Source organism: Nonomuraea sp. NPDC003201 (assembly GCF_053590415.1).
Map to the genome: position 1 here is coordinate 1 of NZ_JBSFTC010000198.1, position 21,588 is coordinate 21,588.

The window sequence follows — 21,588 nt, forward strand, 5'->3', positions numbered from 1 at the left end:
CAGACGCTCTTCCGATCTGCGCGTCGCCCTGCTCGGCGACCCGGTCCGGCGCGGGCAGCCGATCGTGCTGTCCGAGATCGGCGGGACCAGCCTCCGACCGGCGCCGGACGAGGCCTGGCACGGGTACGGCACCGTCGGCTCCACCGAGGAGCTGACCGAGGGGTTCCGGCAGCTCGTGGACGCGGTGCTGGACAATCCGGAGCTGGCCGGTCTGTGCTGGACCCAGCTCACGGACACCGAGCAGGAGCGGAACGGGCTGCTGACCGAGGACCGCGAGCCCAAGGTGCCCGCGGAGACCATCCGCCGCATCCTCACCCGCCCGGCCCGGTCGGTGCCCGCCGAGGCCATCGACGCGGCCCGCCGCGCGGCCAGGGACCGCTGAGCGTGCTCGCGACCTCACACGCTTGACATCCGCGGATGTGACGAGTTAGCGTCCTCGAAACCCAGGATTAACGTTCACGTTAACGTTAATCCTGGACCCGGAATTTCTATGGGAAGGACGCCTGCGAGCGTGGAGACCACCCATGTTCCGGCCGAGGACCTACGCCGCGCGCTGATCGCGGCCGATCCGAAGCTGTCCAAGTTCAATCCCCTCCCCCGCATCCTCGCCTTCGACGAGTTCAACACCGGAACGCACGGTTGGTGCGAGCTCATCGGTAATCACGACGGCCATGGAAATCTCGACACGGTGGACGTGCACATGCGCGACTTCCGGCCGCCGCAGCTCAGCTCGTGCGATTTCTTCGACATCGGCACGCACGCCGCGATGAGCGGCAATTACGCGCTCAAGGTCGCCACCCGCCCGGTGACCGGACACACGGCGGTCGCGATCCGCCGCCTCACCATGGCCAAGCGCGGCGTGGTGCAGTTCGAGACGTACTTCACCTACAAGAGCGAGGCGGCCACGGCCGAGTCCTCGCTCGGCAACAGCTTCGGCGACATCGAATGGGACGGGAACCTGCACCCGTCCGAAGCCCAGTTCGGGGCGTTCACCGTGGCCACGGACCTGTGCGACGGCGAGGGCATCCGCTATCACTGCGTCGCCCGCTACCAGAACACCGACCTGGACAACAGGTTCACCAGGCGCTGGGTCTACCCCGTGGTGCCCGAGCCCACCCCCAGGGAGAACCTGCACAACCAGGAGAACCTGTCCCCGGTCGAGGACTTCACCGCCCCGAATCCGGAGGACTGGCGCCCGCTCGACGAAAAACCGCAGTACCTCTGCTACAACGAGGTGCCGACAAAGGTCAATTGGCACTACCTGCGCTGGCAGTTCGACACCAGGACGCGCACCAATATCGAGCTCCAGGTGAACGACCGGGTCATGGACATGCGCCATGTACCGGTCCCGCAGTATCCCGACAAATACGACGGCCTGGAGAACCTGCTCAATTTCTACGTGAGCGTGCGCACTCATTCTCCGGTACGCAATTTCCTCTTCCTCGATTCCGCACTCATTTCCGTGGATTGGTGAACACCGGCATGAGGCATGCTCTTACCGCCGTTCTGGAGCGCAACACCACCTTCACCAAGGATTTCGTCACCGAGCCGTACGAGGCCGGATGGGCGGCCGAGGCGCGCTGGTTCGTGCGGACGCTGGAGCTGGAGGGCCAGGAACTGCGCCTGACCGCCCAGATCTCCCCGGACGGCCTGCACTGGTGCGACGACGACGAGACCACCGAGCAGATCGTGAAGGAGCCGGGCCTGGTGTCCCTGCGGGTGCGCGAGTTCGGCCACTGGCTGCGGCTGCGGGCCACGCTGGCGGGCGGCGACCCGCGGGCCAAGGTGCTGATCTACCTGGCCCTGAAAAGCTGAGAAAGGTACGACCATGGCAACAAGCAGGCGCCAGTTCCTGACCCTCCTGGGAGCCGCCGGCGCCGCAGTCGCGGGGTGCGCCCCTGGCGGCCCGGCGACGGGATCGGCCCCGGGAGGCAACCGGCCGTTCAACGCGGCGTTCTACCAGGCGATCAACGATCTGGACCCGCACGGGGCGAGCGCCGTCGACGAGGCCTCGCTCCTCGCCAACCGGCAGATCTACGACACGCTCGTGGCCAGGGACGGCGACCGGCTCGTGCCGCGCCTGGCCACCTCGTGGAAACAGCCCGACGACACGACGTGGGAGTTCACCCTTCGCGAGGACGTCGTCTTCCACGACGGCACCAAGCTGACCTCGGCGGACGTCAAGGCGTCGCTGGAGCGGCTGGCCGCGTCCGACGGGCCGCAGAAGCCCCTGTGGTCCGCCGTGGACGCCGTCGAAGCCCCCGACGCGGGCACCATCAAGATCACCACCAAGGACCCGCTGGGCACGATGCTGGTGAACCTGACGCTCGCCTTCATCGTCCCGGCCGCCCGGATCGGCAAGGCCGACCTGTCGCGCAGCCCGATCGGCAGCGGGCCGTTCGCCGTCGAGTCGTTCACGCCGTCGTCCCAGCTCCTGCTCAAGCCCGTGCCCGGCTACTGGGGCGGCGCGGCCAAGCTGCCCGGCCTGCGCCTGCCGTACATCCCCGAGGCCTCCACGCGCATCACCTCGCTGCAGAACGGCGAGGTGGACGTCACCTGGATCATCCCTCCCGACGAGCTCAAGCGGCTGGGCGGCGTGAACGGCGTGAAGATCGACAGCAAGCCGGGGGTGAACTACTTCCTCGCCTGGTTCAACTGCGGCAGGAAACCCTTCTCCGACCCGCGGGTGCGCCGCGCGCTCCATCACGCGCTCGACGTCAAGAGCATCGTCTCCAGCCTGTACGGCGACGCCGCCGCCGTCATGGACGCCCCCATCCCGTCGGCCGTCTTCGGCCACGCGCCCCAGCAGCCGTACGACTACGACCCCGATCTGGCCAAGCGCGAGCTGGCCGAGGCCGGCCACGGCTCCGGCATCCGCACCTCGATGATGTGGTTCAAGGACACCGGCCCGCTGGCCACCGAGCTCGCGCAGTCGATCATCTCGGCCTGGGCCAAGGTCGGCGTCGTCGTCGAGCCGCAGCAGATCGAGAAGGCCGCCTGGCTCAAGCGCCTGACCGCGCTCGACTGGGACATCGAGCTCCAGGTCAACACCGTGACCACGGGAGACGCCGACTACACGCTCGGCAGGCTCTACACCAGCGAGGCCAACCGCATGGGCTACCGGAACAAGGAGCTCGACGGCATCCTCGCCAAGGCACGCTCCACGTCCGGCCAGGACGAGCGCAGGTCGTTGTACGCCCAGGCGTGCGAGATCATCTGGCGTGACGCGGTCGGCGTCTTCCCGGCGGCGCTGTCCAGCACGTACGGGCTGCGCTCCTCGGTGGCGGGATTCGTCCCGGCGGCCAACAGCCAGCCCGAGTTCCGCACGGTGTCGACCGCCGGATGATCCCCACGGAACGAGAGTGACATGCGCGAGGCACGCCGTACCACTCTGAAGGACATCGCCGAGAGCCTCGGCGTCTCGGTGAACACCGTCTCCCGCGCGCTGTCCGACAAGGACAGCGTCGGTGTGGAGACGAGGAACCGGGTCAAGGCCGAGGCCGAGCGGCTCGGCTACGTGCCGAACGTGACCGCCCGATCCCTGGTGCTGGGCTCGGCGAGCACGCTCGGCATGGTCATCACCAATCCGTCCAACCCGTTCTACGCCCAGCTCATCAGCGGCATGGAGCAGCGCTGCCGGGAGCACGGCTACTCCCTGCTGCTGATGGCGACGGAGGAGAGCCTGGACAACGAGCGGCGCGCGGCGGAGGAGCTGCTGCGGCGCGGCGTGGACGGCGTGCTCGTGGTGACCGTGCAGGAGGGGGCCGAGCACTGGCGGCGGTTCAGGGCGGCCGGGGTGCCTCTCGTCCTGATCAACCGCGACGTGCCCGAGCTGAACACCGACCTGGTGGGCGTCGACCACGTCCAGGGCGGCTACGAGGCCGCCAGGCACGCCGTCGCCCAGGGTGCCAGGAAGATCTACTTCCTGGAGGAGGACCTGCACGTCTCGTCCGTCGCCGACCGCGTCGAGGGCTACCGGCGGGCCATGGCCGACAGCGGCCTGCCCGTCGAGCCGGACACCCTGATCAAGGTGCCGACCCGGCGACTGGAGCAGAGCGCGATGCCGTGGGACCCGAGCGAGGCCTACCGGCTGGGCAGAGAGGTCGTGCGGACCGCTCAACGGCCGATGGCGTTCGTCGCCGGCAACGACTACTTCGCGCTCGGCGTCTACCGGGTGGCGAACGAGGAGGGCCTGCGCATCCCCGACGACATCCTGGTCGTCGGCTACGGCGGCCACCCGTTCGCGCCGTACGTGATCCCCTCGCTGACCACCGTCGAGCTGCCCGCCGCCGAGATCGCCGTGTCGGCGGTCGACCACATGCTCCGGCGGCTGGGGCGGCCGGCGGCGGGGAGACCTCCCGAGCAGATCCTGTTCCCGCCGCGGCTGGTCGTCCGGGCGTCGAGCGGTGGGGGCGCCACATGACCGCCTTCCTCGGCCGGCGGCTCGCCCAGGCACTGCTGCAGGTCTGGGGCGCCATCACCATCGTCTTCATCGCGCTGCGCGTGCTGCCGGGCGACCCGGCCGAGCTGATCCTCGGCAGCCAGGCCACGCCGGAGGCGCTGGAGGCGCTGCGCGACCGGCTCGGGCTGCGCGACCCCCTGCCCATCCAGTATGCGCACCACCTCCAGGACATCGTCACCCTCGACTTCGGCCAGTCCTGGCGGCAGGGCGTCAGCGCTCTGGACGCCTGCCTGGAACGGCTGGGGCCGACCCTGTCGCTGTCCGTCTGGGCCATGGTGATCACCATCGTGCTGGGCTTCGCCGCCGGCTCCTTCGCCGCCCGCCGCGCGAACACCTGGGCCGACCACCTCGTCTCGGTGTCCTCGCTGGTCGGCCAGGCGCTGCCGCCGTTCTGGATCGGCATCATGCTGTCGCTGATCTTCGCCCGGTGGCTGCAGATCCTGCCGAGCACCGCCGACGGGACCCTGGTCAGCCTGCTGCTGCCGGCGTTCACGCTGGCGCTGCCGTTCGTCGGCTGGCTGGGCCGGCTCGTACGGACGGGGATCCTCGAGGAGATGAACCAGGACTACGTCCGGACGGCCCACGCCAAGGGGCTGAGTCACCGGGTCGTCTTCTACATCCACGTGCTGCGCAACACCCTGGTCCCGGTGGTGACCATGCTCGGCCTGCTCATGGGCTACTTCATCGCCAACGGCGTGATCGTCGAAGTGATCTTCGCCTGGCCCGGGATCGGCTCGCTGCTGATCGACTCGATCACCTTCCGCGACTACGCCGTCGTCGAGGCCGTCCTCACCGTGATCACGGTCTGCTACATCGTGCTCAACCTGCTGGTCGACGTGCTCTACGTGTACCTCGACCCCAGGATCCAGTTGGAGAACGCCTGATGTCAGTGAAAGCCCCGAGCCGGCCGGCCGCGTTGCCGCTGCGGGCTCGCCTGGCGCTCGGGACCGTGCTGCTGTTCGCGACGGCCGGCGTGCTCGGGCCGCTGCTGGCGCCGTTCGACGCCGCCCGCACCAGTCCCGTCGACCGCCTGCTGCCGCCGGGGACCCGGTTGTCCGACGGCGCCGTCGCCTGGCTCGGCACCGATCAGGTCGGCCAGGACATCCTTGCCGAGGTGCTGGCCGGCATGCGCACGTCGTTGACGGTGGCCCTGGTGACCGTGCTCGTCGGCGGGACAGTCGGGCTGGTGCTCGGGCTGTTCGCCGGCTACTTCGGCGGCTGGGCCGACGGGATCATCTCCAGGGTCGGCGACATCCAGCTGGCCTTCCCCAGCCTGCTCCTGGCGATCCTGCTGGCAGGAGTGCTCGGCCCGAGCATGGTGAACGTGATCATCGCGCTGGCGGTCACCCGGTGGGTGATCTTCGCCAGGGTGGTGCGCGGCTCGGCGCTCGCCGTGCGCGACCGGGAGTTCGTCGACTCGGCCCGGGTGATGGGCGCCTCGCACGGGCGCATCCTCGTGCACTACATCCTGCCGTCGTGCCTGCCGCCGCTGCTCGTCGCGGCGACCGTGCAGGTCGGCCTGACCATGGTCGCCGAGGCGTCGCTGAGCTTCCTCGGCCTCGGCGTCCCGGCCTCCCAGGCGTCCTGGGGCGCGACGATCGCCGAGGGCCGCGACTACCTGGCGTCGGCCTGGTGGATCGCCGCCGCGCCCGGAGCCGCGCTGGCCCTCGTGGTGGTGAGCATCGGGGTCCTCGGCGACCTGTTGCGCGACGCCTCCGACCCGATGACGGAGCTGTGACGATGGCCAATCTGCTGGAGGTCCGGGAGCTGGCGGTGGAGTTCGACACCCCGGAGGGGCCGCTGCGTGCCGTACGCGGGGTGTCGTTCGAGGTGGGCGAGGCCGAGACGCTCGCGATCGTCGGCGAGTCCGGCAGCGGCAAGAGCGTCACCGCGCAGACGCTGATGGGCCTGGTGCCGCTGAACGCGCGGATCGCGGGCGGTCGCGTGGCCATCGAGGGCCGCGACGTCATCGGCCTGTCCGACCGCGAATGGCGGGAACTGCGCGGCGAGCGCATCGCGATGATCTTCCAGGATCCGCTCAGCGCCCTGAACCCGTCGCTGACCGTCGGCTACCAGATCGCGGAGATGTTCCGCAGGCACCGCGGCACCCGCAGGGCCGAGGCCAGGCGGCGGGCTGCGGAGCTGATGACGCAGGTGGGCATCCCGGACGCCGAGCGGCGCCTGGACGACCACCCGCACCGCTTCTCCGGCGGCATGCGGCAGCGCGTGATGATCGCGATGGCGCTGGCGCTCGATCCCCTGCTGCTCATCGCCGACGAGCCGACCACCGCCCTCGACGTCACCGTCCAGGCGCAGATCCTGCGGCTGCTGCGGCAGCGCCAGCAGGCCCAGCGGCTCGGCATGATCCTCATCAGCCACGACCTCGGCGTGGTGGCGCGTGCCGCCGACCGCGTGGCCGTCATGTACGCCGGCCGCGTCGTCGAGACGGGCACCGTGGCCGAGGTGTACGAGCGGCCCGCGCACCCGTACACGCTGGGCCTGATGCGGGCGGTGCCCGATCCGCGCGACATCGGCGCTCCGCTGGAGGCCATCGAGGGTCAGCCGCCCGACCTCGCCGCGCCGCCCGCGGGCTGTTCCTTCCATCCGCGCTGTCCGTTCGCCAGGGACGTCTGCCGCACCGACGACCCTCTGCCGCGTGAGCTCGGCACCCGCAGGGCCAGCGCGTGCCACTTCGCCGAGGAGGTGGCGGCGCATGACTGAGCCGTTGCTCGAGCTCACCGATCTGGTCACCACCTACCGCCTGCGGGCCGGGATCGGCCGGCCCGGCGGCGAGGTGCGCGCCGTGGCCGGCGTCAGCCTGACCGTCCACGCGGGAGAGACCGTCGGCCTGGTCGGCGAGTCCGGCTGCGGCAAGTCCACGGTCGCGCGGACCATCGTCGGCCTGGTACGCCCGTCCAGCGGCAAGGTCCTGTTCGAGGGCCGCGACCTGGCCGCCCTGCCCGCCAGGGAGCTGCGCAGGCTGCGCCGGGAGATCCAGCTCGTCTTCCAGGACCCGTACGCCGCGCTGAACCCCCGCATGAAGGTCGCCGACCTCATCAAGGAGGCCTGGCGGATCCATCCGGGGCTGGTGCCGCGCGAGCGGTGGGACGCGGAGGTCGGCGCCCTGCTCGACCGTGTCGGCCTGCGCCCGGAGCACGCCGGACGCTACCCCCACCAGTTCTCCGGCGGGCAGCGGCAGCGCATCAGCATCGCCCGCGCGCTCGCCGTCCGCCCCCGCCTGATCGTCTGCGACGAGGCGGTCTCCGCGCTCGACGTCTCGGTACGGGCCCAGATCCTCAACCTGCTCGGGGAGCTCCAGCGGGACCTGGGTGTGGCGTACCTGTTCATCTCCCACGATCTGGGCGTCGTCCGTCACCTGTGCGACCGGGTGGCGGTGATGTACCTGGGCAAGGTCGTCGAGACCGGCTCCAAGGAGGACGTCTACCGGCGCGCGGCCCACCCGTACACGCAGGCGCTGCTGTCGGCGGCGCCGAGCGTGGACGACTGGAGGGACGGCGAAAGCGGCGAGATCGTCCTGTCAGGAGATGTTCCCTCACCGTTGGACCCGCCTTCAGGCTGCCCTTTCCGAACACGCTGCTGGAAGGTCCAGGATCGGTGCCGCGACGAGGAGCCGGCGCTCATCGGCCGGGACACAGGTCATCCGGTCGCGTGCCACTTCCCCGGAGCACCGGCGACACCCGCGGCCGGTGGTGGCCGCGTCTTGAAGGAGTGATCCATGCTTGGCAAGTCCATGTCAGTGCCGGCCGTGGCCGCCGTTATCGCCGCGGCCACGTTGACGGGCGCCGCCCCGGCCTCGGCCGCGGCCTCCGCCTGCGCTGACGCCCCCGTTCCCGCGCACGTCACGACGACCGCCGTGTTCAACGACCCCGCGGGCGGGGACCCGGCCGCCCTCGTGCGTACGCTCTGCGGCCTCGTCCGGCAGACCCCCGCCGGAGCCCGCATCCAGGTCGCCCACTTCGTCATGTCGGGCGCCGCGGGCACCGAGTTCGCCGACGAGCTGATCAAGGCGCACCAGCGGGACGTGGACGTACAGGTCATCCTGGACGGGGACACGCGCGGCGCGGCCGTGGCCGGCAAGCTCTCCGCCGCGCTGGGCACCGACACGGCGGCCGGTTCGTGGACGCACGTCTGCAGCGGGCCGCTCTCCGGCGGCACCGCCGCGTGCATCGGCAACAAGGGGCAGCACAACAAGTTCTACCTGTTCTCCCGCACCGGCGACGCCTCCGACGTGGTGGTCCAGTCGTCGGCCAACCTGACCGACCTCAACTCCTCCACGTACTGGAACAACGCGGTCGTCCTGCCCGGGAACCGGCGCCTGTACGACGCCTACGCCGGCTACTTCGGCGACCTGGCCGCCGAGCGCAAGAACCTCGACTACTACCGCGTCGTCCAGACCGGCGGCCCCGGCGGGTCGGTGCGGGCCTCCTTCTTCCCCAAGGCGGACGGCGACCCCATCGTGGACGAGCTCGGCAAGGTGTCCTGCCGGGGCGGCACCACGATCCGGGTCGGCATGTCCGAGTGGGACACCTTCCGGATCGCCATCCCGGCCAAGCTCCGCGACCTGGCCGCCGGCGGCTGCACGGTCCGGATCGTGTACGGCATCATGAGCGACGAGGTCAAGCAGCTCCTGCTGGCCGAGCCGCGCATCGAGCTGCGCACCCTGGGCAACGGCGGCGCGCTGCCCGGCCGCGTGCACTCCAAGTACCTGCTGATCGAGGGCTCGTACGACGGCGACCGCGACGCCCGCCGGGTGATCACGGGCAGCCACAACTACATCGAGACGTCGCTGCGCCGCAACGACGAGACGCTGCTGCGGCTCAACAACAAGGCGATCTACCGGCAGTACGTCGCCAACTTCGAGCGCATGCGCGCCGTCGCGCCCCTGGCCGGTTGATCCTCGATCGCTAGCCGGCGTTCCGGTGGTCGGTCAGGACCTCGTCGATGACCCTCCGCTGGACGGCGGCCTGCTCCTCGTCGGTGCCGAGCTTCTCGGCCAGCACGATCAGCGCCTTCCACAGGGCCCAGCCCCGGGCCCGCGCCCACATGGCGCGATCCTGGCCTGCGGCCCTGCGGAAGGCCTCCCGGCTGTCGCCCGAGAACATCGTCCAGGCGATCACCAGATCGCAGGCGGGATCCCCGACACCCGAGGTTCCGAAGTCGATGACGGCGGCCAGCTTTCCGTCCCTGACCAGCAGGTTGCCGCCGGCGACGTCGCCGTGGAACCACACCGGCGGCCCGGACCAGGTCGCCTCCAGCGCGGCGTCCCAGACGGCCGAGGCCAGGCCGGTGTCGAGCTGTCCGTCCAGCGCGGCGAGGGCGCGACGGGTGTCCTCGTCGTAGTGGGCCGGCGGCGCACCCCGGTAGAAGCTGTGCGCACCGGCCGCAGGCCCGCCCGTGGCGTCGACGCGCCGCAGCGCGAGGAGGAATCCGGCCACCGACTCCGCGAACGCGCACAGATCGTCGACGCGGTCGAGGGTGGCCGTCCGCCCCTCCAGCCACCTGCGGATCGACCAGCCGAACGGGTATCCCGCGCCCGGCACGCCCTTGGCCAGCGGCACGGGGACCGCGACCGGCAACGACGGCGCGAGGACCGGCAGCCATCGATGTTCCTTGTCGACCGCCGGCGCGTATCCGGCGGCGGTGGGAAGGCGCACCGTCATCTCCTCGCCGAGGCGATAGGTGCGGTTGTCCCAGCCATCGACCTCGACCGGCGTCACGGGCAGATCGCTCCACTGCGGGAACTGGTCCTCGATCAGCCGCTTGACCAGCGAGGCGTCGATCCCGGCACGTCCGTCGGGGGGCACGCTGTCGATCACCCCGAGAGTGTGGCCGCCGCGACCACCGCCGCGCAAAGGGTTTTCAGGCCGGGCTCTCGTCCTCCTCGAAGCGGAGCGCGCCGCCGATCTGGGCGCCCAGCTCCAGCTGGTCGTAGTAGATGCGGTGGCTGACGATGAGATCGTCCTCCACGGTCGAGACGCTGCACGCGCGTACGAGGATGGGGCGGCCGGTCGCCGCGGCCACGCCCCCTCCGGGCATCAGGTAGGCGCCCCTGTGCGTGCCGCTCAGGGTGTACTCCGCCACCAGGGTGTCGCCCAGGATCGTGAGCGACTGGACGGTGCACCTCGAGTCCGGGAACGCCTCGATGAACGCGCCGTAGTAGGAGGCGATCTCGTCCCTGTCCTGGCCCACGCCGTCCGGCGCGACGAGGACCGCGCCGCGGCTGAAGGTGTCCGCGAGGCCGTCCAGGTCGTGGCGGTTGAAGGCCCTGCGCAGCCGGTCCAGCGGGCGTCGGGGATCAGACATCGACTCATTTTAATAGTCGAATGGGCAATTATTGGGCCAACCCTCAGTACAGAAGCCATGCCAGATTGATTATCCGAAATATCGGGCATAGGTCGTTTTCTAGAGACGCCTGTCACAGGTTGCCGAGCTGTCCTGTCAGAGATTGTGACCACCCTGGTGCCGGCATCGCGCCGGCAGCTACCATCTCGGCCAGTTCGGAAAAACGAGGAGCGCCTGCCCGGTGAAAGTCGAGACCGCCTGATGCAGGCCTTCCTCCACGCGGTGGGGCTATCGGCCGGGTGCGCCCTGGCCCTCGCCCCGGCCCTGCTGCCCTCCGCGCGGCCCACCAGGAGGTGGCCGCACGTCGTCATGGCGCTCGGCATGGCGGCCGGGCATCTGGGCGGCTGGTTCCTGTCCGCGGCGGTGCTCGCGCTGCTGACCGCCGGCTGGCTCTGCGGCTCCCCCTCCCGCCGCGCCGAGACCGGCCACCACATCCAGGATTTCGTGGTCATGTCCATCCTCTTGGTGCTGACGGCGTTCGGCTCGCCCCCTCTCGCCGCCGCCACGGCCGGGCACCCGCACGGAGGCGGTTCGCCGGCCGTGCTGGCCCTGGTCATCGGGCTGGCCTGGACCTGCGCCCGGCTCCTCCGCGTCCTGCCCGAGCGGAGCGCGGACCGAAGGATGTTCGGCCAGGACGTGTGCTCGGCCGGAATGGCGGCCAGCATGGCCTTCATGGCCGCGCTGGCCCTCTGACGGGTCAGAGCGTTGTCACACATCGGGACGCTGTCTTGTCTGAGCTGGTGCAGGGCCGGACCGAGCCGGCCGACGTCCCGTGAGAGGAACCTGATGAGCATCGACCAAGCTCACTCCCACCAGCTCGAGAACCCCGACCAGAGCGGGCCGCCGCCGAAGATCGAGATCGTCGCCACCGTACCGGGGGCGCCGCGCGCGCCGGAGGGCTCCGAGGCGATGACGATCCTGGTCACGTTGCCGCCGGACAGCCCGGGCGCGCCGCCGCACCGGCACTCCGGCCCCGCGTACGGGTACGTGGTCAAGGGCGCCATCAACTTCGAGCTCGAAGGCGAACCCGTACGGGTCGTCCGGGCCGGTGAGGCGTTCTGGGAGCCCGGCGGGGACGTGATCCACTACCAGGACGGCAACCACCTGGCCGACGAGGAGTCGGCGTTCGTGGTGACGATGTTCTGCGCACCCGGTCAGCCGATGCTGGTCCCGGTCAGCCCGCAGGAGCTGAAGGCCCGGCAGGACCGTCGCGCGCCGCGGTCATGACCATGGAGGCCGTGCGGAACGGCGCGTTCCTGTTCACCACCGCGCGCTGAAGACGAAGAAGGCGGGAACCGGGTCCGGTTCCCGCCTCTTCGAACAAAGACGTGCGCTTGGGCCGATTTTCACCGTTTATATAGCTGTGATTGTCACTGTTTATATAGATTTGCGATCGCAAAACAACGGGGGAAATCATGGAGAAAACGCTTGACCAGGATCGGGTGAAGGAGTTCCTGGAACGCGTGACGATCGACAGCGGCGCCGCCCTCGCTGGCCTTTGCACGTCGATCGGCACCCGGCTCGGGCTCTACGAGGCGATGGCCGGGGCCGGGCCGCTGACCTCCGGGGAGCTCGCCGCCCGTGCAGGCCTCGACGAACGGTACGTACGGGAGTGGCTGGCCTCCCAGGTGGCCGGCCAGTACGTGGACTACGAGCCCGGCACGGACACCTACGTGTTCCCCGACGAACACGCCGCCGTGCTCGCGGACCCGGCCTCTCCCGCGTACTCGGCCGGCGCGTTCGCCATGCTCCAGCCGCTCTACGCCACCGAGGACGCGCTGGTGGACGCCTACCGGACCGGCGGCGGCGTCGGCTGGGAGGAGCACGGGTCCGCCTTGTACGAGGGGGTGGCCACGTTCTTCCTCTCCGGCTACGCGGCGTCCCTGGTGCAGGAGTGGTTGCCGGCCATGGACGGCGTCGTGGAGGGGCTGGAGCGGGGCATGTCCGTCGCCGACGTCGGCTGCGGCTTCGGCCACAGCACGCTGCTCATGGCGCACGCGTACCCCGCCTCCCGCTTCCACGGCTTCGACTTCCACGGCCCGTCCGTCGAGAGCGCGCGGCGGGCGGCGGCGGAGCAGGGGCTGGCCGATCGGGTGACCTTCGAGGTCGCGGGCGCCGGCGACTTCCCCGGCGGCGACTACGGCCTGATCACCTTCTTCGACTGCCTGCACGACCTCGGTGACCCCGGCGCCGCGTTCCGGCGCGCCGCGCGGACGCTGGCCGCCGACGGCGCCTGCCTGGTCGTCGAGCCGAACGCCGCCGCGGCGCCCCAGGACAACATCAACCCGCTCGGGCGGGCGTTCACCGCGACGTCCGCGACGTTGTGCCTGCCCGGGGCGCTGGCCCAGAAGGGGCCGTACGCGCTGGGGAACCACGCCGGCGAGGACGCCCTGCGGCGCATCGCGCACGAGGCCGGCCTGCGTACCTGGAAGCTGGCCGCGGAGAGCCCCGCCAACCGCGTCTACGACGCCCGCCGCTGATTCCCCGGCCGCGTCAGTCGTCCTCGTCGTCCCAGTCGTCCTCCTCGTCGTCCCACAGGTCGCTGGGCGGCAGCGGGTGCTCGTCGTCGACGAGCGAGTCGTCCACGTAGCGCCGCCAGGCGCGGCTCTCGTCCGGGTCGGCCCAATCCTCGTCGGTGATCCTCGGGATGGGGATGGTGGCCCGCTGGTGGTCGACCATCCACGAGTTGCGGAAGAAGTCGAACGTGAGGTGGTGGCAGCCGTCGGACTCGGTGTAGATGATGGGCGGGACGAGGAACTGCGCCACGCCGACCTTGCCCGCGACGACCACGTAGTCCTCGGGGATGGATTCGTCGTTCCAGCAGGCGGCGAAGTTCACCGGCTGGAGGGCGCCCTTGCCGAGCACGTGGATGAGGTTGTCCTGGATGACGAACCGGTCCGGGTCGAGGGCCACGTCCTCGCCGAGCATGAGGATCGGCGCGGGCAGGATATGCGCCTTGGCGAAGGACTGCGCGTCGGTGTAGAGATCGATGATCTCGCCGTGGCGCGTGGGGTCGTAGCGTCCGGAGGAGTGGAACGGGCAGCAGGTCTGGTTGTTGGGCCGCTCCGGCTCGGGGAAGAACGCGGACTTGTCCACCCGCGTCATGACGGACCCGCCGCGCCTGGCACTCAGGAACTCCGGGATCCAGGCGGCGTCGTCGGACTCGATCACCTCCGTCTCGCACAGCGCCCGGAACGCGGTGTCGCCGAGCTTGCAGTTGAAGTAGTCGAGCAGGGTGAGCGCGGCGCACTCCGCCAGCGACAGCTCCTCGCTCTTGGCGAACCAGAAGTCGTAGCCGTTGGCCACGAAGTGCACCCCGCGGAACTCCTTGTGCACGAAGGTCTCGCGAGTGGGGCCCTCCCCCAGGCCGTTCCAGTGGGCGGCCGCCACCTGGTTGTAGTACGCGTCGGCGTGCCGGGCCAGCTCCGGCGCGAACACGCTCTCACCGGTGAGGTAGCACGCCTTGCTGAACAGCTCGCCGATCTCCGGCGCCTCGGTGACCTCGTCGGCGGTGAAGATGAGCTCGGTACGCAGGAACACCTTGCGGCCGTCGCGGTAGGGGGCGCCCTCGTGCTCGTACCGCTGATCGAAGATCACGCACGTGAAGTCGCCGATCTCGCTCAGCGCGGCGCCGCCGACCAGGTCCAGCGCCGGTGACCCCGTGCCGCCGGTCAGGTAGAGCAGCACCGTGTACCGGGAGATGTGCCGCCGCGCCGCGTCGAAGTACGGCGTGTCCCGGTGCCGGTGGAAGTTCGCGTCGCCGGGCTCGAACCGGTTGCACCTGAACACCGGGTTCACGTGCGAGAACCCCTCCGCCGTCGCCGGCGGCAAGGCGTCGGCCACCGCCGCGCCCAACGCCTCGGCCAGCAGCGCCGAGTGGAAGATGAACCGTTCGCCGCCCCGGGACCCGGCGTTCAGCGGCGGCACGTACAGCTTCAGCTCGTCCAGCCGCTCCAGGCGGGCCCGGGCCTCGGCCGGCAGCCGCAGCGAGAACGAGAACACCCCGTCCGCGTGCTCCGCCCGCTCGGCCAGTTCCGCCTCCAGCGGCACGTCCTCGAACAGGCGGTCCAGCGGGACGATGTTCTCGAAGGTGCGGAACGACAACTCGTGCGGATCCACGAACACCGCCGCCAGGTACGGCGCGTCCGCGCTCGGCCGGGCGAACAGGTCCCGCACGCGCTCGTCGATCCGCTCGGCGTCGATGAACCGCACCGCCTTGAACCGCGCCGACGGATGCCAGGAGATGTCCAGCCCGTCCACCGTCGCGGCCGGCTCGGCGTCGGTCGCGTCCACCTCCGCCCGATACCGGGCGGCCTCCTCGGCGGGCGCGTCCCCGGCCGACAGGACGAAGAAGCGATCCCGAAGTTCGATGCTCACATGGACCTCCACATGGTGCGCAGCCCGGACGGAAGGTTCGCGGCGTGCGCCAGTCTGCGCACGCCGTCCTTGCCCACATCGGAGCCGTACAGCCACAGCCGCGCGAGGGATCCGGCGAACGGGGCCGCGATCAGGGCCTCCGCGCCCGCCTCTCCGATGTGGTTGTACCGCAGGTCGAGCTCGGTCAGCTCCGTGAACCGATGCAGGGAGCGCACGCCCGCGGCGCTCACCCTGTTGCGCTGCAGGTGCAGGCGGCGCAGTCCGCCGAGGTACGGGGACGCCGCGAGGGCCGCGAGACCGGCGTCGCCGATCCGGCAGTACCGCAGCTCCAGTGCCCGCAACCGGTCCGTGCGGAGCAAGGTGGTGAGGAGCTCGGCGCCGTTGGGACCGAGGTCCAGATAGGAGAGGTCGAGCCCGGTGAGCCGGCCGAGATCCAGCCCGTCGAGTGCCCGCATGTCCAGGCGCCCGGAGCGAACCCCGCCTCCCGGGCCGTCGTCCTCGTCGTCGTCCTCGTCCTCGTCGTCCTCGTCGTCATCCCAGTCGTCGTCCTCGTCGTCCCACTCCTCGTCCTCGTCGGACGCCTCGTGGGACGTGATCCTCAGCGTGGTGACGAACCGGCCGCGCAGCACCTGCTCCACGACCTCGCGGACGTCGTCCGACCACGCGACGGCGACCTCCGTGGCGAAGCCGTACCGGCGGGCCAGCACGTGCGCCGTCGCCGGCAACCCGTCGTCCCATCCGCCCTCGTGCTCCGCGACGAGGTCGGCGATCTCCCGCTCCATGGCCGGGCGGTCGGCGGGACGGGTGCGTGCCAGGCGCTGTTCGAGGCGGATCAGCGTGCCTCTGGCGTCGCCCTGCTCCAGCAGCCAGTCACTGTAGGCACCCCACGAGGCGAGGTCGTCGGGATGAGCCCGTAACGCGTCTTCGACGGCGGTCACTTGCATTCGTACGAATGTACGGAGATCGACAGATGTGTCAAGGCGCTGCACATCATCTGTAAACGGACCCCGAGTGACCGCGCAGGCAGGTATCGTGCTGCGCCGAGTACATGATCGCCGACGTGTCCCAGGCGGCACGGTGTCGTTGCGGCGCTCTCGGGCGGAGCCAGGGTGGCCCGCCTCAGTTGGAGGTCTCCACCGTGAATTCACCGGGTCCCGAGCCGGGCGACGACGGCGCCATCGAGCGGCGGGCGTGGGAGTCCGCCGCCCGTGCCTGTTACCGGGAGATCGGGGTCCCGTTCCCGGAACGGGTCGTGTGGGTGTCCTCACCGCTCGTCGGCGCGTTCGCCGCACCGATCGCGGCCTGCCTGAGCACCGGTCACCGCAACAACCGCGTCCTGGAGTCCGTCTACCGGGCGGTGGACGACACCGCCGGTGAGAGCGTCGGCCATGCCGTACGCGCCGCGGTCCGGGTCGCGGCGGACGGGGCGGCGAGCGATCCGGTGCACGGCGCGGCGGCCACCGCCCTGCACGCCGAGATCGCCGCGAGGATGGACGCCGCGCTGGCCTCGGCCGTTCGGGACGTGCCCGCCCGCGAGGAAAGCCGGAATGTGCCCGCCGGTGTGCTGAACCTGGTCGCCGACGCGTCGAACGCGGCCGTGCGGGCGGCGGTGGACGCGGCGGTGGGCGGCGCGCGGCAGGACACGATCCGCGGCGAGGTACGGCGGCTGTGGCGGGCCCACCTGGCGTTCCAGCGTTCCGGCAGCTGGCTCCCCCTGGTCGACCGCTTCAGACAGGACACGCTCCCAGGGCACGACCTCGGACAGGACACGACCCCACCGCACGGCTCCGGACAGGACACGGCTTCACCGCACGACCTCGGGCAGGACACGGTCGCACCGCTGGATGAGGGCGGGTCGTGGCAGGGCGCTGGGGAGCAGGACCCGGCGGGATCCGCGCCCGCCGGCTGGTGGTGGTGGCCCTTCCTCGACTTCGTCATGCTCTGCCCGCGCCCGGCCGAGCTGCACCTCGAGCAGGTCGGCGAGGGCGCCAGGGCCGTGCACCGGCCGCACCGCGCCGACGGCCCCACCGCCGGCTGGTCCGACGGGTTCGGGGTCTACTTCTGGCACGGCACCCACGTCCCCCGGGCCGTCATCGACGACACCCTCACCACCGACGAGATCCTCCGCGAGACCAACGCCGAGATCCGCCGCTGCGCCATCGAACGCCGCGGCTGGGACCGTTTCATCATCGAGGCCGGCCTGGAGCAGATCGGGCCCGCCGTACCCGACCCCGGCAATCCCGGCCAGACCCTCACCCTGCACGACGTCCCCGAGGACATCTACACCACGCACGTGCGGGTCCTGCTGTGCACCAACGGCACCGTCGAGCGGGACGGCACCCGCCGCCGCTTCGGCCTCACCGTCCCCGCCGACTGCGGCGACCCCATCCAGGCCGCCGCCTGGACCTACGGCCTCACCCCGGCTCAGTACGCCGGCGCGCAACGACGATCCTGACCCCGCCCACCGGCAAAGGAGCCCGAGAAGATGCTTACCATCGAGCAGGCCATGGCCACCTTCGGCGTCACCGTCGACGAGCACCTCGACCGGCAGGCCGAGATCCCCATCCTGTCCGGCCTGCAGTTCCAGGGCGATGTCGCCGTCGTACCGGCCAAGCGGGACCCGGCCCGCACCCCCGTCCCCGAGGCCGGCGTCCCGATCGTCCGCGGCCAGGGCGGGGCCAACACCCACCTCCTGCTCTCCACCGGCAAGGCGTTCTTCACGCCTGAGCGCTTCGGCGGCGGAATGGTGCTCGGCGTCCTGACCGTGGCCGACGATGCGACCGCCTACCTCGCGCACCCCGAGCACGCCTTCACCGGCATCGCGCCGGGCACCTACGAGCTGCGCCGCCAGCGCGAGCAGGCCGATCAGACCCGCCTCGTCGCCGACTGAAGGCCATCCGCCGTCGGGCCGGGAAGGGCGGATGGCGGACATCCGCCCTTCTGTCTTCTCTCAGGGCACCAGAGCGGCCATCAGCCCGTACTCGATGGCTGTCGCGGCGTTGGCGGGCCCGGCGACGGTGCCGGCGAGCAGCGCCAGCGCCGAGACGGCCAGGACGAGCAGGAGGGAGATTCGTCGAACCATGAGGGACCTCCAGTCAGGTTTCTGCCGCGCATTCGAGAACGGGACCAGCGCGGATCACGGCGAGCGGCACCTGTGACGATGACGTTACCTCGCGAACCCCGACATACGGCGCGTCAGGAGCCGGCTGAGGCCACCTACCGGATCTCGTAGATGGCGGTGGTCCCGCTCACCTCGTTGCCCACGATCAGCAGCGGCCGGCGGGTCGGGCTGTCCCCGGCGGACACGAAGAAGACACCCTCCGGGCCGACGTCGCCGGCGGTCCCGTCCTCGACGGATCCGGCGAAGTCGCGCGTGTTGAGATAGTCGACGAGGGCCGGGCGCCTGGGGTCGGTCACGTCGTAGGCGACCACCCCGCTGACCCGCTCAAGCCCGACGAACGCGTACGTCCTCCCCCGCACCTGACCCACCGCGACGCCCTCGGGCTCCGGGCCCTTGTTGTCGCTGCGGCTGTCGAAGGAGCCGTTCTCCTCGTTGTCGGCGTTGAACTCCTTGGGCAGCTCCCGGGCGATCAGCTGCTCGAGCTCGTCCCCCGAGTCCCAGACCAGCGCGCCCGTGGCCGAGCGTACGGAGATCGAGCGGGCGCCGAAGGCGTTCAGCTGCCGGTAGGCGCCCGAGGCGTCCTTCGGCGAGTCCGCGGCCACGGTCAGGCGGCCGAGCTCCGCGTCCTTCTTCAGCGCGGCGGCGTTCGGGAACGCCTCGGCCGACAGCGTCAGGTCCTTCACGCGCACCTCGTCCGTGTGGCAGTCCCAGTCACGGCCGTCTCCCTCGTTGGCGGTGACGAGGTACGTCTCCCCCTTCGAGCGGAAGTGCGCGACCGAGTCGGGCATGTACATCCCCTTGACGCCGGCCCGGGGACGGATGTCGATCTTCCCGTCCTTGTCGGAGGCGTCCAGGCCCACCGTGCCGAAGTCCTTCAGGCCGAGCGGCACGATCCGCTGGACCTTGGCGCGGCCGAGATCGACGATCGCCACCGCGTTGTTCTCCTGCAACGTCACCCACGCCGTGTCACCGGCCACGGTGATGTACTCCGGCTCCAGGTCCTGGGCCACCGTCGCGCCCGGACCGGAGATGCGCACGCCCGCGGCCCGGAGCGCGTCGGCCCGGTCGTTGAACGCCCGGAAGTCGGCGGTGCGTACGGTGCCGCTCCTCACGTCGATGACGCTCACCGACCCCTCGGGGTCGTCGACGGCGCCCGCGCAGTACGATTCCGGCTCGCCCTCGTTGGCGACGACCAGCCGGCGGCCGTCCTCGCTGAAGGTCACCATGTCGGGAAGCGCCCCCACGGGGAACTCCTTGAGCTTCTTGCCGGAACCGGCCTGGAAGAGCGTCACCTTCCCCTGGCCGGTCTTCTTCGCCGCCTGCTGCGCGACGGCCACCAGGCCCCTGCTCACGGCGACGCTGTTCGCTCCGGGTGCGGCCAGGGAGGTGACCCGCTTCGGGTTGCGCGGGTCGCGGATGTCCAGGACGTCCACCGTTCCCGCCTGCGCGTTCACCACGAAAGCGCGCTTGGTGGCGGGGTCGTAGGAGGTGATCTCCGAAGCGCCGGTGCCGACCGACCCGGTCGAGAACCGGCCGAGGAACGCCAGGCTGACGCCCTTGGTCCCGTTGTCCTGCGAAATCGTCGCCTGGGCGGGAACGGCGAGCAAGGCGAGTGAGAGAGCGGCGCCGGCGGCGGCCGCGGTCATCCGGAAGGCATGTGAGCGGTGCATGCGCCGATCGTGACGACAGCCGATGACCATTTGAGCGCCAGAGGATGTCTTTGCAGTGAATTGCACCTGGGAAGAGCCTCGTCCACGCAGCTCAGGCGGCACGGAGGCGCGACGCCCGGTCCGGCCCGGGCGATGGCAGTGCGCCGCCAGGGCCGGACCGTGGCCGCGATCAGATGCCGGGGGCGGCGGGCTCAGGCGGCGGCTTGGCGGATGAGGTCGGCGACCGTGGCGGCAAGGGCGTCCGCGCCCCGGACCTGCGCGTCGGCCGACCCGGCGCGGCGCGGCCCCCGCCGGCTCATGATCGAGTTTGACGCCGTCGCACCTTGAGGGGCCGGTCCGCGCGCATCCTGGGAGAGGAGACCTACCTCTCGTCCTCCAGCAGCAGCGCGAGCTTCTTCTCGCAGGGTGCGTGCCCGATCTGCCGGCACAGCCGCAAGGCCTCGCCGGCGCGGTGCGCCGCCGCCTCGCGGTCGCCTCGCCGCCGTTCCAGCTTGGCCAGCTCCGTCAGCGCGGCCAGCTCCGGCAGCCGGTACGTGCTCTCGGCCGCCACGGCGTGTCCCCGCAGCGCGTGGCGGACGGCGCCCTCCTGGTCGCCCACGGCTTCGAGCAGCCGGGCGCGGGCGAGCAGCGCGTAGGCCAGATGCCAGTTCAGGCCGCCCGCGCCGATGAGGTCGTCGGCCAGGTCCAGGCTGTCCGCGGCCTCTGCCGTCAGGCCGAGGCGGACCCCGGCGTCGGCCAGGGCGACCAGCGCCGCCGCCTCCACCAGCCGGTCCCCCTGGCCGCGGCACACGTCCAGCGCCGCCAGCGCCTCGTCCCGCGACTGGGCCCACCGGCCGTTCTCCCAGTGCAGCCGGCTGATCCAGATCTGCGTCGTGGCCGCGCCGTGGCCGCCTATCGAGGTGATCAGGGCGACCGACTGCCGCAGGCAGGTCTCCGCCTCGCCGTACCGGCCCTGGTCGAGGAGCACGGCGCCCAGCTGCCGCAGATCGGCCCCCTCGGCGTAGGGCAGATCGTGGCGCCGGCTCAGCGCGAGTGCCTGCCTGCAGTAGTCCTCGGCCAGGTCCAGCCGGCCCAGGTGGTGGTACTGGTAGCCGAGCGCCTGGAGTGCCCGGACGTGGCCCGGCACCGAGCCGAGCTCGCCGAAGAGCTGCGCGGCCCGTACGTTGTCGGCCATCGCCTCGACGAGGTCGCCCGTCCACGCCCGCGCGAAGCTCAGCCCCATCCTGGCCGCCGCCTCGCCCTCCCGATCGCCGCTCCCGCCGGCGATGCGAACGGCCTGCTCCAGATGACCGACGGCCTCCTCACGGCGGCCGACGCGGAAGAGGCCGTCGCCCATGCCGGTGTGCAGCATGGCGGTCACGGCCGGGACGTCGTGCGCGGAGGCGGCCTCCAGCAGGGTCGGCGCGATCTCCATCCACTCACCGATGCGTCCGGTACGGGCGCAGATGGCGCGGACCATGTCGGCCAGGCGCCAGACGGCCGGGCCGGGATCCCGCTCGATCGCGCGACAGCTCGGCGCGCAGTTCGGGTGCGAGCTCGTCGTCGGGGTTGGCGTCCAGCCAGGTACGCAGGTTGCGCCACTGGGCGGCGACGTA

Annotated in this window: 21 protein-coding genes and 1 pseudogene; 15 read left to right on the top strand and 7 right to left on the bottom strand. The window is 71.0% G+C overall.

Going from position 1 to position 21,588, the window contains the following annotated elements:
- The 10 genes and pseudogenes from ACWDX9_RS42385 to ACWDX9_RS42430 form a co-directional block, all read left to right on the top strand.
- A pseudogene (locus tag ACWDX9_RS42385) lies at positions 1-382 on the top strand (hypothetical protein); the annotation flags it as partial.
- Positions 383-511: 129 nt separating this feature from the next.
- Positions 512-1,474 (top strand): DUF6772 family protein, encoded by a 963-nt coding sequence (locus ACWDX9_RS42390; protein ID WP_449964943.1) that lies wholly within the window; start codon positions 512-514, stop codon positions 1,472-1,474.
- A gap of 8 nt (positions 1,475-1,482) precedes the next feature.
- Positions 1,483-1,815, top strand: a complete 333-nt coding sequence (locus tag ACWDX9_RS42395; RefSeq protein ID WP_350734139.1) for a hypothetical protein — start codon at positions 1,483-1,485, stop codon at positions 1,813-1,815.
- 13 nt (positions 1,816-1,828) lie between these two features.
- On the top strand, positions 1,829-3,346 hold the full coding sequence (locus ACWDX9_RS42400) for an ABC transporter substrate-binding protein (protein ID WP_449964945.1): 1,518 nt from the start codon (positions 1,829-1,831) through the stop codon (positions 3,344-3,346).
- Between the two features lie 21 nt (positions 3,347-3,367).
- Positions 3,368-4,423: a LacI family DNA-binding transcriptional regulator gene (locus ACWDX9_RS42405; RefSeq protein WP_449964948.1), complete on the top strand. Its 1,056-nt coding sequence runs from the start codon at positions 3,368-3,370 to the stop codon at positions 4,421-4,423.
- Entirely contained in the window at positions 4,420-5,346 is a 927-nt protein-coding gene (locus tag ACWDX9_RS42410; RefSeq protein WP_449964951.1) for an ABC transporter permease, read from the top strand. The genes ACWDX9_RS42405 and ACWDX9_RS42410 overlap by 4 nt, the downstream gene beginning before the upstream one ends.
- On the top strand, positions 5,346-6,200 hold the full coding sequence (locus tag ACWDX9_RS42415; protein ID WP_449964954.1) for an ABC transporter permease: 855 nt from the start codon (positions 5,346-5,348) through the stop codon (positions 6,198-6,200). The genes ACWDX9_RS42410 and ACWDX9_RS42415 overlap by 1 nt, the downstream gene beginning before the upstream one ends.
- A 2-nt stretch (positions 6,201-6,202) precedes the next feature.
- Positions 6,203-7,183, top strand: coding sequence for an ABC transporter ATP-binding protein (locus tag ACWDX9_RS42420; protein ID WP_449964957.1), 981 nt, complete (start codon positions 6,203-6,205; stop codon positions 7,181-7,183).
- On the top strand, positions 7,176-8,195 hold the full coding sequence (locus ACWDX9_RS42425) for an ABC transporter ATP-binding protein (protein WP_449964960.1): 1,020 nt from the start codon (positions 7,176-7,178) through the stop codon (positions 8,193-8,195). The genes ACWDX9_RS42420 and ACWDX9_RS42425 overlap by 8 nt, the downstream gene beginning before the upstream one ends.
- A 3-nt stretch (positions 8,196-8,198) precedes the next feature.
- The gene (locus tag ACWDX9_RS42430; protein WP_449964963.1) at positions 8,199-9,377 is read left to right on the top strand and encodes a phospholipase D-like domain-containing protein; all 1,179 of its coding nucleotides are present in this window, start codon (positions 8,199-8,201) and stop codon (positions 9,375-9,377) included.
- 10 nt (positions 9,378-9,387) lie between these two features.
- Here the strand turns inward: ACWDX9_RS42430 and ACWDX9_RS42435 are convergent, their stop codons facing one another.
- Both ACWDX9_RS42435 and ACWDX9_RS42440 read right to left on the bottom strand, forming a co-directional pair.
- Positions 9,388-10,299, bottom strand: a complete 912-nt coding sequence (locus ACWDX9_RS42435; RefSeq protein ID WP_449964965.1) for an aminoglycoside phosphotransferase family protein — start codon at positions 10,297-10,299, stop codon at positions 9,388-9,390.
- Positions 10,300-10,342: 43 nt separating this feature from the next.
- Positions 10,343-10,786 carry an ester cyclase gene (locus ACWDX9_RS42440; protein WP_449964968.1) on the bottom strand — a complete coding sequence of 148 codons (444 nt, stop codon included), beginning with the start codon at positions 10,784-10,786 and terminating at the stop codon, positions 10,343-10,345.
- A 240-nt stretch (positions 10,787-11,026) separates the two neighbouring features.
- Between ACWDX9_RS42440 and ACWDX9_RS42445 the strand changes: the two genes are divergently transcribed.
- The 3 genes from ACWDX9_RS42445 (at position 11,027) to ACWDX9_RS42455 (ending at position 13,305) form a co-directional block, all read left to right on the top strand.
- Positions 11,027-11,518 carry a hypothetical protein gene (locus ACWDX9_RS42445; protein WP_449964971.1) on the top strand — a complete coding sequence of 164 codons (492 nt, stop codon included), beginning with the start codon at positions 11,027-11,029 and terminating at the stop codon, positions 11,516-11,518.
- 93 nt (positions 11,519-11,611) lie between these two features.
- Positions 11,612-12,052 (top strand): cupin domain-containing protein, encoded by a 441-nt coding sequence (locus ACWDX9_RS42450; RefSeq protein ID WP_449964975.1) that lies wholly within the window; start codon positions 11,612-11,614, stop codon positions 12,050-12,052.
- 188 nt (positions 12,053-12,240) lie between these two features.
- On the top strand, positions 12,241-13,305 hold the full coding sequence (locus ACWDX9_RS42455) for a class I SAM-dependent methyltransferase (protein WP_449964977.1): 1,065 nt from the start codon (positions 12,241-12,243) through the stop codon (positions 13,303-13,305).
- Between the two features lie 13 nt (positions 13,306-13,318).
- On the opposite strand, the gene ACWDX9_RS42460 is transcribed toward ACWDX9_RS42455, so the two are convergent.
- Entirely contained in the window at positions 13,319-15,202 is a 1,884-nt protein-coding gene (locus ACWDX9_RS42460) for a hypothetical protein (protein WP_449964980.1), read from the bottom strand.
- A complete protein-coding gene (locus ACWDX9_RS42465; RefSeq protein WP_449964982.1) occupies positions 15,199-16,146 on the bottom strand; it encodes a TIGR02996 domain-containing protein in 948 nt (315 codons plus the stop codon). Before ACWDX9_RS42465 ends, ACWDX9_RS42460 begins: the two co-directional genes overlap by 4 nt.
- Before the next feature lie 194 nt (positions 16,147-16,340).
- Between ACWDX9_RS42465 and ACWDX9_RS42470 the strand changes: the two genes are divergently transcribed.
- A complete protein-coding gene (locus ACWDX9_RS42470; protein ID WP_449964985.1) occupies positions 16,341-17,657 on the top strand; it encodes a DUF6745 domain-containing protein in 1,317 nt (438 codons plus the stop codon).
- Positions 17,658-17,687: 30 nt separating this feature from the next.
- Positions 17,688-18,092 (top strand): hypothetical protein, encoded by a 405-nt coding sequence (locus ACWDX9_RS42475; protein ID WP_350734113.1) that lies wholly within the window; start codon positions 17,688-17,690, stop codon positions 18,090-18,092.
- Positions 18,093-18,152: 60 nt separating this feature from the next.
- Here ACWDX9_RS42475 and ACWDX9_RS42480 read toward each other — a convergent pair whose 3' ends face one another.
- From ACWDX9_RS42480 to ACWDX9_RS42490, 3 genes are all read right to left on the bottom strand, one after another.
- On the bottom strand, positions 18,153-18,284 hold the full coding sequence (locus tag ACWDX9_RS42480; RefSeq protein WP_449964988.1) for a hypothetical protein: 132 nt from the start codon (positions 18,282-18,284) through the stop codon (positions 18,153-18,155).
- Positions 18,285-18,418: 134 nt separating this feature from the next.
- Complete coding sequence (locus ACWDX9_RS42485; protein WP_449964991.1) at positions 18,419-19,993, bottom strand: choice-of-anchor I family protein; 1,575 nt, start codon at positions 19,991-19,993, stop codon at positions 18,419-18,421.
- A 361-nt stretch (positions 19,994-20,354) separates the two neighbouring features.
- Complete coding sequence (locus ACWDX9_RS42490; RefSeq protein WP_449964994.1) at positions 20,355-21,407, bottom strand: tetratricopeptide repeat protein; 1,053 nt, start codon at positions 21,405-21,407, stop codon at positions 20,355-20,357.
- Between the last annotated feature and the right edge of the window lie 181 nt (positions 21,408-21,588).